The sequence below is a fragment of the Nocardia sp. NPDC051787 genome, assembly GCF_040681325.1.
In the GTDB taxonomy this organism is placed as follows: Bacteria; Actinomycetota; Actinomycetes; order Mycobacteriales; family Mycobacteriaceae; genus Nocardia.
In genome coordinates, this window is sequence record NZ_JBFAYO010000001.1 from 224055 (window position 1) to 236745 (window position 12691).

The window sequence follows — 12691 nt, forward strand, 5'->3', positions numbered from 1 at the left end:
CAGGCGTGGTGGCCGGAATTAGCATCGTCGGCGTGAGCTATCCAGTGCCGGACGCAGCGGACCAGGACCTACCCGGGCCGACGGAGTGGGGTGCGCACTCGCACGGCGTCGGTCCGTGGGCCGTCGAGCACGCGGAGCCGCCGCCGGAGGACCCGCGTTTTGATCCGGAGCTGCTGGCGGGCGGCGACCGCCGCAACGTGGTGGACGCCTACCGGTACTGGAGCCGGGAGGCGATCGTCGCCGACATCGATCAGCGCAGGCACCCGTTCCATGTCGCGATCGAGAACTTCGGGCACGACGCGAACATCGGCACGGTGGTCCGCACCGCGAACGCCTTCGCGGCCGCGGCCGTGCACATCGTGGGCAGGCGACGCTGGAACCGGCGCGGCGCCATGGTGACCGACCGCTACCAGCACATCGAGCATCACGCGGATATCGGCGAGCTGCTGGCCTTCAGCGAACGCGCTGGCCTCACCGTGGTCGCCGTCGACAACGTGCCGGGTTCGGTGCCGCTGGAGACGGTCACGCTGCCGCGCGAGTGCCTGCTGCTGTTCGGCCAGGAGGGTCCTGGGGTCACCGAGCACGCCAAACAGGCTGCCATGATGACGGTGTCGATCGCCCAGTTCGGTTCCACCCGCAGCATCAACGCGGGTGTGGCGGCGGGAATCGCGATGCACGCGTGGATCCGGCAACACGCCGATCTCACGACAGCATGGTGAGCGCGACAAGCGCCTGAACAGGAGATCTTGCGGGCACAGAGTTGAACCGCCACGATTTCACATCGCTTTTGTAACAAATCGGACGCATAAAGGCGTTCAATCCTGGCACCATTGAGTCATGACCTCGCGGAGCGACGATCTCGACGTGCCGCACGCGGAGCACGCCGAACCGGCCTCTGCGGCACCGCACCCGCCGGCCGGTCCTTCCCGGGCGGGCCGGGACGCCGTCGCTCCCGCGACACTGTGGTCCGAACGCGCCGACATGGCCGAGTCCGCGATCGTCTCGCGGCACCTGCGCGCGGTGTGGGCGCTGCCGGGCACGGCGCTGGGCGTGGTGGGCTGGCCGGCCACCAAGCGCGAGCGGATGTTCGGTTCGTGGCACTACTGGTGGCAGGCGCATCTGATCGACTGCGCCACCGACGCCGCCAACCGTGTGCCGACTCCATTGCGCCGCAAGCGACTTGCCGCACTGGCGCGCTCGCACCGCATCCGCAATCTCACCGGCTGGACCAACCGCTATTACGACGACATGGCCTGGCTGGCGATCGCGCTGGAACGTGCCGAGCGTACCCAGGGCACCAACGTGCGCAGGGCGCTGGTCGCGTTGGAGAAGACCCTCTACGAGGGCTGGGAGCCGCAGATCGGCGGTGGACTCCCGTGGCGCATCGGCTCAGACTACTTCAACGCGCCCGCCAACGGTCCCGCCGCCATCGCGCTGGTGCGCCTCGGGCGGATTCAGCGTGCCCAGGAGATGGCCGACTGGTTGGACGCGACATTGCGCGACCAGGAGACCGGGTTGATCCTGGACGGTATCCACCTGCCCTCCGGCGAGATCGAGCGCCCGGTCTTCACCTATTGCCAGGGCGTGGCGCTCGGCTTGGAAACCGAGCTGGCCGTGCAGTCCGGCGAGGCCAGGCACATCGAACGCGTGCACCGGCTGCTGGCGGCGGTCGAGGAGCATATGACCACGGACGGTGTCGTGCACGGTGGCGGTGGCGGTGACGGTGGACTGTTCAACGGCATCCTGGCCCGCTACCTGGCGGTGGTGGCGGTAATGCTGCCCGGCGAGGACCCCGCACGACTGGCCGATCGCCGTGCGGCGGCCGCGATCGTGCGCGCGTCCGCGACGGCGGCCTGGGCCAACCGGCTCGAGGTCGAGGGCGAGCCACTGTTCGGGCACGACTGGAACCAGCCCGCGCAACTGCCCGGTGGCAGCGCCGGAGCCGGATACTTCACCCCTGGCGGTTCGGTGACCTCGTCGAAGGTGCCCGAGCGCGATCTGTCCGTGCAGTTGTCCGGCTGGCTGCTGATGGAGGCGGCCTACCAGGTCAGCGCCGCGGGTCTGTGATCCTGGAGCAGCGCTCGGCCTCCAGCACCACGGTCGGCGCGTCGTCCAGGTCGAATTCCTCGGCGGGCCGGGACATCTCCTGCCGGTAGTGCCGCACGCCGAGCACCGTTCCGATGATCAGCCCCACCACGAGCGTGCCGATCACGATCGGCATCAGCCACGGCACCCGTTCCAGGAAGCTGCCCGCGTAGTAGCCGATGAGCAACAGCACCGGTGCCCAGACGATCGCACCGATGGTGCTGGCCACGGTGAACTTGCGGTGGTCCATGCGCGCCGCGCCCGCGACCGACGGGCACAGCGTCCGCACCCACGGAATCCACCGCGCGACCAGCACTGCGACGAACCCGTGCCGATGCAGCAACTCCGCCACCCGCTGCAGGTTGCGGACGTTGATGTACCTGCCGTCCTTACGGGCGACCAGGTGGTGTCCCGCGCGATGGCCGATCACGTATCCCACCTGGTTGCCCGCGATCGCCGCGACCATCGCGCCCAGCGACAGCGCCCACACGTGTGCCTCGCCTGAGGCGTGCGACGCCATCACAATGCCGGCGGTGATGAGCATGGAGTCGCCCGGCAGGAACAGCCCGAGGATCACCGCGCATTCCAGGAAGACGAAGGTCAGTACTACTGTCCAGACGAGCGCGGGGCCCGCCGACATCAGCGGATCGAAACTGCCCACAGCTAGGGCCGGGTAAGCCGTCGACACCGGCTCAGCGCGAGGGCTCGCTCGTCGAAGCGGTCAGCTCGGCCTCCGACGCTTCGGCCTCCGGCGCGCCCCGGTTGAGCAGCTTCTTCGCCACCGCGGTGATGCCGGGCAGGATCGACACGAACACGATGAGCAGGAAGATCGCCTCGATGTGGTCCCGGATGAACGCGACGTTGCCCAGGAAATAGCCGAGCACCGTGACGCCACCGCCCCAGAGGAGCGCGCCGACGATGTCGAACGCGACGTACTTGCGGTAGTCCATCTTGGACACACCGGCCAGCACCGGCATGAAGGTACGCACGATCGGCACGAAACGAGCCAGGATGATCGTCTTGGGTCCGTGCTTCTCGAAGAACTCGTGCGTTTCCGTCACGTAGTGCTTCTTGAAGAACCGGGTGTCCTCCTTGTGGAACAGCGCGGGCCCGATCGCCCGGCCGATCCAGTATCCGGACTGGTCACCCAGGAACGCGACCAGGACGGTGGCGGGCACCAGCACCCAGATCGATACCGGCGGATTCGGCTGCGCCGCCAGCAGGCCGCCGGTGAACAGCAGCGAGTCGCCGGGCAGCAGCGGGAACAGCAGGCCGGTCTCGATGAAGACGATCACCAGGATGGCGGGGAGCACCGCGTTCTTCAGCCACGTCTCCGTGAGCAGGTGCATCGGATCGAGCAACTCGGTAAGTGCGAGGTTGCTCGTCACCGATTCTGTCGCTGCCTGCAGAATCACGTGGCCTCCTGTCCCGATACGGCTGGCCTGCATCGCTTGCCACCGCGTCGGAAGCTGCCAGCGCAAATTACCGGCCCCACAGTACCGGCTTCCCCGGAGAATGCTCGCGCTGTGCGCGAAATTACTCGCGAGTCAAGTTTCCACTCCATCCCTGCATACCAGGCGAAACAGCGCTGCCTTAGGGTGAACACTGACAAAATAGGTCTTTGCCGCAACAACACGGAGGTCTTACTGTGCCCATCGCGACTCCGGAGGTCTACGCCGAGATGCTCGGTAGGGCCAAAGCCAACTCCTTCGCCTTCCCGGCCATCAACTGCACGTCGTCGGAGACGATCAACGCGGCCATCAAGGGTTTCGCGGACGCGGGCAGTGACGGCATCATCCAGTTCTCCACCGGCGGTGCGGAATTCGGTTCCGGCCAGGGCGTGAAGGACATGGTCACCGGTGCGGTCGCGCTGGCGGAGTTCGCGCACGTCGTCGCCGCCGAGTACGACGTGACCATCGCGCTGCACACCGATCACTGCCCGAAGGACAAGCTGGACACCTTCGTTCGCCCGCTGCTCGCGATCTCCCAGGAGCGGGTCAACGCGGGGCAGAACCCGCTGTTCCAGTCGCACATGTGGGACGGCTCCGCGATTCCGATCGACGAGAACCTGGAGATCGCGAAGGAACTGCTGAAGGCCACGCACGCGGCCAACATCATCCTCGAGGTCGAGATCGGCGTCGTCGGCGGCGAAGAGGACGGTGTCGAGGCCGAGATCAACGAGAAGCTCTACACCTCGCCGGAGGACTTCGAGAAGACCATCGACGCGCTCGGCGCGGGCGAGAACGGCAAGTACCTGCTCGCGGCCACCTTCGGCAACGTGCACGGCGTGTACAAGCCGGGCAACGTGGTGCTCAAGCCCGCGGTGCTGGCCGAGGGCCAGCGCGTCGCCGCGGCCAAGCTCGGCCTTTCCGCCGACGCGCAGCCGTTCGACTTCGTCTTCCACGGCGGCTCCGGCTCGCTGAAGTCCGAGATCGAGGACTCGCTGCGCTTCGGCGTGGTGAAGATGAACGTCGACACCGACACCCAGTACGCGTTCACCCGGCCGGTCGCCGGGCACATGTTCAGCAACTACGACGGTGTGCTGAAGATCGACGGCGAGGTGGGCAACAAGAAGTCCTACGACCCGCGCAGCTACCTGAAGAAGGCCGAGGCGTCGATGGCGGCGCGCGTGCTCGAGGCGTGCAACGACCTGAAATCCGCCGGACGCTCGATCAGCGCCTGACCTGGTACACCCGTCAGGGGCTTGGTGCACATGAGTCTGGATGTGCGTGTGCTCGGGCCCGTGCGACTGCTCGTCGGCGATGAGCCGGTGGCGGTCGGCGGGCCCAAACCGCGAGCTCTGCTCGCCGCGCTCACGGTGAACCGGCGGCGCGCGGTGTCCTCGGCCGCTCTCGCGGACATGGTGTGGAACGAGGACCCGCCCGACTCCTATGCCGCCAGCCTGCAGGTTTTCGTCTCGAATATCCGCAAGGCGCTCCGGAATTCCGGAGTCGACCCGGCTACGGTGCTGCGCACCGAGTCCTCCGGGTACCGATTGGAGATCGACGAGAGCGCCTGCGACCTGGGCCGTTTCGAGGCGGCGCGGGAGGAGGGCGCTCGCGCCGCCGAGGCGGGCGATCACGCGGGCGCCGCCCAGCTGTTCGCCTCGGCGCTGCGCGAATGGAGCGGCCGTGCGCTGGCGGATCTGGCCGGTCTGCAATTCGCCGACGGCTTCGCCACCGCCATGGACGAGGAGCGGCTGCTGGCGGCCTCGGCGCGGATCGACGCCGAAATCGCCTGTGGTCGCGCATCCTCGGTGATCGGCGAACTGGTCGCGATGACCACCGAGCATCCGCTGCGCGAACCGCTGTGGGGCCAGTTGATCACCGCGCTGTATCTGTCCGGGCGTCAGGCGGATGCGCTGGAAGCGTGCCGGAAGGTGCGCGGAGTGCTCGCCGACGAACTGGGCATCGATCCGGGACCCGCGCTGATCGATCTGGAACAGCGGGTGCTGCGACAGGAGCCGTTGAATACGGTCGAACTGCGTCAGGTCGAGCGGCTGGCCGCGGCGATGACCGAGACGGTCACCGAAGTGCCGCGCGCGGTGCGCAGCGGTCAGCTGCGTTTGCCGAACGGTCGCCTGGTGGCGATCGCGCAGGGCGGTCTGCGCATCGGCCGGATGACCGACAACGACCTGGTCCTGGAGGACCCGCGGGCCAGCCGCTACCACGCGCACATCATGCCCAGCCGCGCCGGACTGCTGATCAAGGATCTGCATTCGGCCAACGGCGTCTTCGTCAACGACGACCCGATCGAGCACGGCGCACTGCTCGCCGACGGCGACCAGATCCGTATCGGCTCGACGGTCCTGATCTTCCAGGCGCTGCACTAGTCGCAGGCGATCCCGTCGCCGTCCCGGTCCAAATGCGCGTTGAAGCCGGGCTGGCCGCGATACAGCGGGCCGATGCCCTCCGCGCGGACCTGGTCGCAATCGGTGTAGATCTTGTGCGACTCGGATGCCTCTGGCGACGAGTGGTCTTCCCGGGGACCGGAGCGATTGTGCGGGATCGGATGATCGTCGTGCGGTCCGGCGATCGCGACAGCCGATTGCGGGACGGCCGATGCCGCTGGCGGCACGAACATGCATGCCACGGCCGCCAGCAGTGCCGCCCCGATCGCGGGAGCGACGCGGAGAACTGAATTACCCACGCCCCCATCCTCCTCCCGGATCAGCTGATCGGCGATGCTGTTTCGCAGGCGGTCCCGTCGTCGCCAGGGCCGTGTTCCAGCCCGATTTCCGGCCGCCGGGCGGTAGGGTCGGTCCGCTGGTTCGTGTCGCACGTTCGTGTCCGCAACGGATTTCGAGGGGATTGCAATGGCCATGCGAATGCTGGCCGCGGTGGGTGCCATGGTGGTCGGCGCGGGAATGCTCGTCTACGCCGATGGACCTGCCGCCGCGGCGCCGGAAGTGACCGACGGCCCGGTGGGCGTGGGACCGTGCGCGACCGACCCCGTGCCGACCCATGAGCCGCTGATCCCCAAGACGCTCGAGGTGCCGATTCCGTATCCGGTGGTCACCGTGCTCCCACCCGCTGCGCCGGAGCCCGCGCCCAAGCGGACACGGATGGAGCTGCCGCCGGACCCGTGCACCAACCCCTGCCCGGATCTCACCGACCTGCCAGACGCGCCACCAGGTCTCGCCGCACAGCTCGGGATTCCGGAGATCCTGTTGCATCCCAAGCCTTTCTACTTCGCGCTTCCCGGCCCCGGCCCGGACCCGGGTCCGGTGCCGCCGCCACCTCCGCCGGTGCAGCCGCCGGTCGAGCCGGCGGCGCAGTCGCCCGCCCGGTCCGCGCCGCGCATGAGCCCCGCACGCGAGGTAGCCAAGCTGACCGGCGCGAATTCGGTGAACCGCACCGACAAACGCTGGCAGGTGGACGGCACCGATCTCGGCATCATGTGGGAGAGCGCGCCGGGTGAGATCGCGACCGTGTTCGGCGACACCGTCGGACGCGGCTTCCATCCGCCGGGCGGCATGGGGCTGGATTGGCGCAGCAACGTGCTGGCTTTCAGCACCGACCGCGATCTCGCCGACGGGATGACCTACGACCGGATGGTCACCGACGACCGCTGCCACGCCGCCGAGGTGCTCACCAGCCGCAAGCTGGACAACGTCGAGGTCACCACGATCCCCACCTCGGGTTTCGCGCTCGGCGAGCGGCAGTACCTGAGCTACATGTCCATCCGGACCTGGAACAGCGCGCCCGGCACGTTCTTCACCAACTACGGCGGCATCGCCTACTCCGACGACCACGGACAGACCTGGACCAAGGACCCGCATGCCCGCTGGGACAACATCTTCGGCCTCGCCAATTTCCAAGTGAGCGCGATGGTTCCGCACGGCGGATACGTGTACATGTTCGGCACCCCCAATACCCGCCTCGGCGCGGTCGGGTTGGCCAGGGTCCCCGAAGGCCAGATCCTCAACACCACTGCCTACCAATACTGGCGGGACGGCACGTGGACTCCGGTCGGTGGATTCGCTTCGGCCACACCAATAGTGAACGGACCGGCAGGCGAACTCTCGGTGCGCTACGACGCCGCCCGAAACGTCTGGCAGATGAGCTACCTCGACACCGCCAAGGCGGCCATCGTCGTCCGCGAAGCGGATTCACCGCAGGGCGTGTGGTCGGAGAGCACGCCGACGGTAAGCGTGCTGAACTACCCCGAGCTGTACGGCGGTTTCATCCACCCCTGGTCGTCGGGGTCGGACTTCTACTTCACCCTGTCGACCTGGAGCGATTACAACGTCTACCTGATGCACTCGGTGCTCGGCGAGTGAGCCAGGCGCGGCGGGATCAGTAACTTAGGCTGAAAACTGCAACCGTTTTGAGCCTCCGTGCGCGCTCACACGGTGGTGAAATCCGTGTGCTGCTAGAGCTACGCGCGAAGGCCCAGAGGGGTTGGGGCCTTTCCAGTTGCAGCGAGGGCTACTGATCGAACGGCGGTAAACCGGCGTCTTGCCCCAGTAGCCGACCGGCGAAGGACATAGCGAGCTGAAGCGCTTGCATCGAGTCGACGCCGTAGATGCGCCGCGTGAACCGGCTCCGGCTCCCATTCGATGCGGACACCACGGGAATACGTGCTGCTGTCGTCCTGCACCGGCTTACCAAGGGTGATGGTCACCCGCTGATCGCCCTTGCGCAGCTCGCGGCTTGCGATCGGCTCACCCAGCTCATCGACCCGCATGACATGAACTCTAACGGCGCAGCCAACGCGACGCAGACTGTATTGGTCACACTTACGTGCTGGTGAACAGTTCGGGTGCAGCCTTGCGTACCTTCCGTAGGACTTTTGAGGTCCGCTCAGAAGACACGGCCGACAGAACAGGAAGCGCGGGCCGCCAGAGCTTTGCCGCGTCCTCATGCCGCCCGAGCCGCCACCGAATCCATCCTGTTTCTGCCGCGGATAGCGCGTGAATCCTGGTGTGGGTCCCAGGATTCCACATCGAATGCGACAGGTACAGGTACCGTTCGGCTTCAGCGTAGTCACCCAAGGCGGCGAACGCTTTCGACGTCTGCCTGGCTACGCTCGCTTTGTTCGGACAAAACAGCGCCGCCCACCGCGGTAACTCCGTGGTTACGTCCGGCAGAATCCACGGTTCAGCCGCCCGCAAAGTGCTCCGCGCTGCGCCTTGCTGTCCCGTTTCGGCGTAGCAGCGTGCAAGAGCGACCAGGAACAACGACATGGTGTCGGGGCTTACCTTGCCCCGTGCCGCCATCACTCCGCGTTCAGCAAGCTCGGCGGCGTGTTGCGGCTGGCTCGCGTCGGTAGCGTGCAGCCCGAGAATTCGAAAACAGAATCCGTCCTGTCCCGGTACCCCGGACTCCTCCGCGAGCCGCAATGCCGACAGGAAATACCGTTGCCCGATTCCGTCCTCCCCGGCGTCGTGTGCTTTGAAACCAGCCAGGTACGCCAGCTCAGCGGCAGCGCTGAACGCGGCGGCACGAACAGTTGAATCCGCGAACCGCGAACGCAGCAACGACGCGACATCGGTACTCAGGAACTCGGCAACAGCGGTTCGACCGATACCGCCGCCCTTTACTTCGTCCAATCGCAGAAAGGCGTCTGTGATCCCTTGTATGGCTCGAACTTCGGCCATGCCGACTCGCGTAGATTCATCGACTCGGATCAGCCGGGGAATGTCGGGCTGCGATGCCAGCGCGGTTGCGGACAGTGTCGCACTGTAGACGGACTTACGCAGGAACGACCGCCGGTCTACATCCGCTCTGCCCAGCACACTCACCAGTGTGACAGGGTCGCATGTCACTTCGCCGCAGGCATGCGTGTAGGCCACGACCACCTCGGCCGAGGCGACTCGTGTACCGGTCTCGACATGGCCGAGGTAGCTACGCGAGAACGGTATCCGCGCGCCAACTCAGCCAGTGATAGCCCCGCCGCCTGCCTGGTAGCCCGCAAACGTTCCCCGATGTCTGGCGGCAAGCCTCCGTCAGTCCCCACACGTGGATCGTAGGCGGATATGTAGACGCGCTGTAGATGTTTCTCCGGTCTCTGACGGAGATTTCCGCGCGACGCTTGAGCCAGCACCCACCCGGCGGGCGCGTCCTGGTTCTCTGTCGAAACGGACGCACCGCTAGCCGTGAGCGGCCTGCGGTGACCACAACCCCGTCGGGTGGAGTGCCCCCAAACAACAAGCGACGCAGCAGGGGTGAAATGTGATGGCGTTCAACTGGTGGCGAGAAGCCGAGCAGGACGATACTTCAGCGCAAGCGATTATCGACCGCGTGCAGGCCGAGTGGAGCGCCCAACGCCGCCACGAACGGATTCGAGCCGAGCAGCTCGACGCCAGGCTGGGGTCTACCGGGGGGCCGCACGCGGCACCCGAGTATCCGCTGAGCGCTTCCGAAGCGCACTGGACCATGCAGCGGCACAGGGGATGCCACGCCGATCAGTGCCCCCGCAAGGCGGCGGCCCGGCAAACGCTCATCGACGCCGGGCGGATGAAGCCGGACACCTCACGAGAGCCCTACTGACGTGGGCGCAGGCAAACGTGCCCGGAGTCGTACGTCATGAACTCCTCTGCCTCGAGCCCTGGTCACCCTCACGCCAACCGGCCACACCTCGAAACTCTCACCACCCCTTCGTGGTTGCAGTTTCTGCGCTTGTTCCTGCCGCACTATCTGCGCCACGGCACCCACCCTTACCACCACCACGAAGACGAGGTGATCGTCCGCCAGAACTCCCGCATCATCGCCGCACCCGAACTCGACCCCCGCGTGTGTGCTGTCATCCATGCCCCGATCGGGCTATTTCGTGAGACGCAACGCCACTACATCACCCTGCGTGATCACGTCTGGCGTTCAGGCATCCTCGGATTCACACCGATGCTCGACGGGCAACTCTCCGGGGACTGGATCGACTTCCGTACCGGTCACAAGCGCGTGCACTTCACCTTCACCGACAGCGCACCGATGTCGAACAGTGACCGTGCCAACATCCAGGCCATCAGCGAGTCCTACGGCGATCATCACGTGGTCGACGGTGACATCTTCGACGCCGTGACCGACGTCGCGCTGAACCTGTTCCTCGCTGCTGTGGAACGCGGCAACGATGACTGCGGTCAGGTCTGGGGTAGTTGGCTCGAGCGCGAAGGCCGAGAGACCTACGCCTACCTGACCGCCGACGAACTATTGACCGCCTTCGCGGTCAACTCCGTCGAGGCCGAGACAGCGACGCCGCCAACGGTCCTCATGCCGGTACAACCCATCGACGTGTTCGTGCGAGAACGTCACTACTACAACCGGTTCCTGACCAAGAACCTTGCCAACCCATTAACCGACGCGAAGCAGATGGTGTTGTTCCAGAACATCCCTATCACCGACACCGAGGCGCTACAGCAGGCGGCTCGGAACGATCCGCCAATATTGCGCCAAACCCAACCTTGCCCGCGTACATACCGCCATCCGTACGAGAGGATGATCCAGAGCATGCATCTGATCGAGGTCGAGCGTAAACGCGAACTCCCCGACCCAAGCGCCCTGCGCCAGCGGCTCGCCGAACTCGGCTACCGCGAGTCCGGACACCTCACCGAGGTCGACATCTACTACAGCCGACCCGATGTCGACTACATGAAAACCGTTGAGTGCCTTCGTGTCCGATGCCGGGATGGGTTCGCTGAGGTTACCTACAAGCCGCCGTCCAACGCGGACACCCACAGCGACGCCGACGTCATCGCCAAACGCGAAACAAATGTCACGCTCAGCGGCCCCGACCAAGCTGCTGCCGCAGACCAACTGCTTGCCGCCATCGGTATGGTCCGACTAGTGCGCGTCGAGAAAGCCCGCACCATCTACCGGCACCCCGAACACGATGACATCGTCATCAGCATCGATACCGTCACCCATGCCGGAACCTACGTCGAAACCGAGGTCACCGCCGCCGACACAGTTGCGGCGACCATCCAACTTCAAGAGGTCGAAGCCCAGCTGGGAATAGCCGATCACCAAGTCGTCAGCTTGCCCTACCGCGATCTCGTCATGGCGACTGCCCGTTGAATGCTCGGCCGGAGAGCGCCGCGCAGCCCCGACGCGCCTAGCGGAGCCGGACCTCGGCCAGTGCGCGGCCGAACAGTTTGCGTCCTTCGGCGGTGCCGCCGAGCAGGATGGTCGCGGTGCGCGTGTTCGCGTCGAGCGATTTGATGCGGCCGGTGAACTCCACCGTGCTCGCCGCGTCGGCGGCGACCGGGACGAAGCCGGAGAAGCGGACGCTGAACTTGCGGATGGCGGTCGGATCGCCCAGCCACGAGGTGAGATAGCCGCCTGCGAGGCCCATGGTCAGCATGCCGTGGGCGACCACCGTCGGTAGCCCGGCCACCTGGGCGGCGTGGTCGCTGAAGTGGATCGGGTTGGCGTCGCCGGAGACGCCTGCGTAGTTGGCGAGGTCGCCGCGGGTCAGCCGGAAGCTGCCGACCGGCAGCAGATCGCCGGGGACGAAATCGTCGAACGCGGGGACGGTGTGCACGGCCGCGATCTCGGGATCGGTCGGCTCGGCCAGCGGGCTCGCGCCGAGCGGCACCAGAGTGTCGCCGTAGGCGAGATCGGATTCAGCCGGGCGCCCGTGCATCATGATGTTCTCGATCACGTCGGCCAGGTTGGCGTCGACCTCGGCGCCACGGCGCGCGACGATCGTGGTCGAGCCGACGATAGCGACCTCGTCGTGCTGGTTGATCAGCGCGAACCGCACCACGATGAAGTCGTTGTCGCCGAACTGGCGGATCGACTCGATCACGACCTCACTGCTCAGCCGGTCGCCGGCCAGGATCGGCCGGTAGATCTCGAAGATCTGGTCTGTCTGGAGGAACTGGGACAGGTCGTAGTCGATGAGCACCGAATCGAGCAGTGCCCTGGTTGCGGTCATCCCGACCACCGACGCGAAGGTCGGCGGAGCGATGACCCCGGGATAGCCGAGCACGCGTGCGTCGGCTTCGTGCTGATGCGCCGCGTCCTGGTTCTGCACCGCACGGGCGAACTCGCGGATCTTTTCCCGGCCGACCTCGTAGTGGTCGAGTACCCGAAAGCGCTGTCCGGCCGGTGTTGCTGGAACCGCGTCGATATCCGGCCGAACCATCGTTTGTTCCCTGCCCATG

General features: G+C 66.3%; 12 protein-coding genes. 7 read left to right on the forward strand and 5 right to left on the reverse strand.

The features are described 5' to 3' along the window. Window positions 1–32 precede the first annotated feature (32 nt). On the forward strand, window positions 33–719 hold the full coding sequence (locus AB0M45_RS01025) for a TrmH family RNA methyltransferase (RefSeq protein WP_364321192.1): 687 nt from the start codon (window positions 33–35) through the stop codon (window positions 717–719). Window positions 720–981: 262 nt separating this feature from the next. Next, window positions 982–2067, forward strand: a complete 1086-nt coding sequence (locus AB0M45_RS01030) for a glycoside hydrolase family 76 protein (protein WP_364321756.1) — start codon at window positions 982–984, stop codon at window positions 2065–2067. On the opposite strand, the gene AB0M45_RS01035 is transcribed toward AB0M45_RS01030, so the two are convergent. Together AB0M45_RS01035 and AB0M45_RS01040 are read right to left on the reverse strand one after the other, a co-directional pair. Next, window positions 2048–2725, reverse strand: coding sequence for a DedA family protein (locus AB0M45_RS01035; protein WP_364321195.1), 678 nt, complete (start codon window positions 2723–2725; stop codon window positions 2048–2050). The genes AB0M45_RS01030 and AB0M45_RS01035 overlap by 20 nt on opposite strands. A 52-nt stretch (window positions 2726–2777) precedes the next feature. Then, window positions 2778–3434 (reverse strand): VTT domain-containing protein, encoded by a 657-nt coding sequence (locus AB0M45_RS01040; RefSeq protein WP_364321759.1) that lies wholly within the window; start codon window positions 3432–3434, stop codon window positions 2778–2780. Window positions 3435–3733: 299 nt separating this feature from the next. On the opposite strand from AB0M45_RS01040, the gene fbaA reads away from it, so the two are divergent. Next, window positions 3734–4768, forward strand: a complete 1035-nt coding sequence (gene fbaA / locus AB0M45_RS01045; RefSeq protein WP_364321198.1) for a class II fructose-bisphosphate aldolase — start codon at window positions 3734–3736, stop codon at window positions 4766–4768. 30 nt (window positions 4769–4798) lie between these two features. Continuing rightward, window positions 4799–5917 carry a BTAD domain-containing putative transcriptional regulator gene (locus AB0M45_RS01050; RefSeq protein ID WP_364321201.1) on the forward strand — a complete coding sequence of 373 codons (1119 nt, stop codon included), beginning with the start codon at window positions 4799–4801 and terminating at the stop codon, window positions 5915–5917. On the opposite strand, the gene AB0M45_RS01055 is transcribed toward AB0M45_RS01050, so the two are convergent. Then, window positions 5914–6234, reverse strand: coding sequence for an excalibur calcium-binding domain-containing protein (locus AB0M45_RS01055; protein ID WP_364321204.1), 321 nt, complete (start codon window positions 6232–6234; stop codon window positions 5914–5916). The two genes, AB0M45_RS01050 and AB0M45_RS01055, sit on opposite strands and share 4 nt — an antisense overlap. Window positions 6235–6400: 166 nt before the next feature. Here AB0M45_RS01055 and AB0M45_RS01060 point away from each other — a divergent pair, with 166 nt between their 5' ends. Next, window positions 6401–7867 (forward strand): DUF4185 domain-containing protein, encoded by a 1467-nt coding sequence (locus tag AB0M45_RS01060; RefSeq protein ID WP_364321207.1) that lies wholly within the window; start codon window positions 6401–6403, stop codon window positions 7865–7867. A gap of 459 nt (window positions 7868–8326) precedes the next feature. On the opposite strand, the gene AB0M45_RS01065 is transcribed toward AB0M45_RS01060, so the two are convergent. Beyond that, window positions 8327–9382 (reverse strand): hypothetical protein, encoded by a 1056-nt coding sequence (locus AB0M45_RS01065; RefSeq protein WP_364321210.1) that lies wholly within the window; start codon window positions 9380–9382, stop codon window positions 8327–8329. A 382-nt stretch (window positions 9383–9764) separates the two neighbouring features. On the opposite strand from AB0M45_RS01065, the gene AB0M45_RS01070 reads away from it, so the two are divergent. Both AB0M45_RS01070 and cyaB read left to right on the forward strand, forming a co-directional pair. After that, window positions 9765–10079, forward strand: coding sequence for a hypothetical protein (locus AB0M45_RS01070; RefSeq protein WP_364321213.1), 315 nt, complete (start codon window positions 9765–9767; stop codon window positions 10077–10079). A gap of 114 nt (window positions 10080–10193) precedes the next feature. Further along, window positions 10194–11600, forward strand: a complete 1407-nt coding sequence (gene cyaB, locus AB0M45_RS01075; RefSeq protein WP_364321216.1) for a class IV adenylate cyclase — start codon at window positions 10194–10196, stop codon at window positions 11598–11600. A gap of 37 nt (window positions 11601–11637) precedes the next feature. On the opposite strand, the gene AB0M45_RS01080 is transcribed toward cyaB, so the two are convergent. Then, complete coding sequence (locus AB0M45_RS01080; protein ID WP_364321219.1) at window positions 11638–12672, reverse strand: fused (3R)-hydroxyacyl-ACP dehydratase subunits HadA/HadB; 1035 nt, start codon at window positions 12670–12672, stop codon at window positions 11638–11640. Between the last annotated feature and the right edge of the window lie 19 nt (window positions 12673–12691).

Coding starts and splice junctions, on each gene's coding strand:
- AB0M45_RS01070 (WP_364321213.1), top strand. CDS start 9,765: ATGGCGTTCAACTGGTGGCGAGAAGCCGAGCAGGACGATACTTCAGCG.
- AB0M45_RS01050 (WP_364321201.1), top strand. CDS start 4,799: ATGAGTCTGGATGTGCGTGTGCTCGGGCCCGTGCGACTGCTCGTCGGC.
- AB0M45_RS01060 (WP_364321207.1), top strand. CDS start 6,401: ATGGCCATGCGAATGCTGGCCGCGGTGGGTGCCATGGTGGTCGGCGCG.
- AB0M45_RS01035 (WP_364321195.1), bottom strand. CDS start 2,725: ATGTCGGCGGGCCCCGCGCTCGTCTGGACAGTAGTACTGACCTTCGTC.
- AB0M45_RS01080 (WP_364321219.1), bottom strand. CDS start 12,672: ATGGTTCGGCCGGATATCGACGCGGTTCCAGCAACACCGGCCGGACAG.
- AB0M45_RS01040 (WP_364321759.1), bottom strand. CDS start 3,434: ATGCACCTGCTCACGGAGACGTGGCTGAAGAACGCGGTGCTCCCCGCC.
- AB0M45_RS01030 (WP_364321756.1), top strand. CDS start 982: ATGGCCGAGTCCGCGATCGTCTCGCGGCACCTGCGCGCGGTGTGGGCG.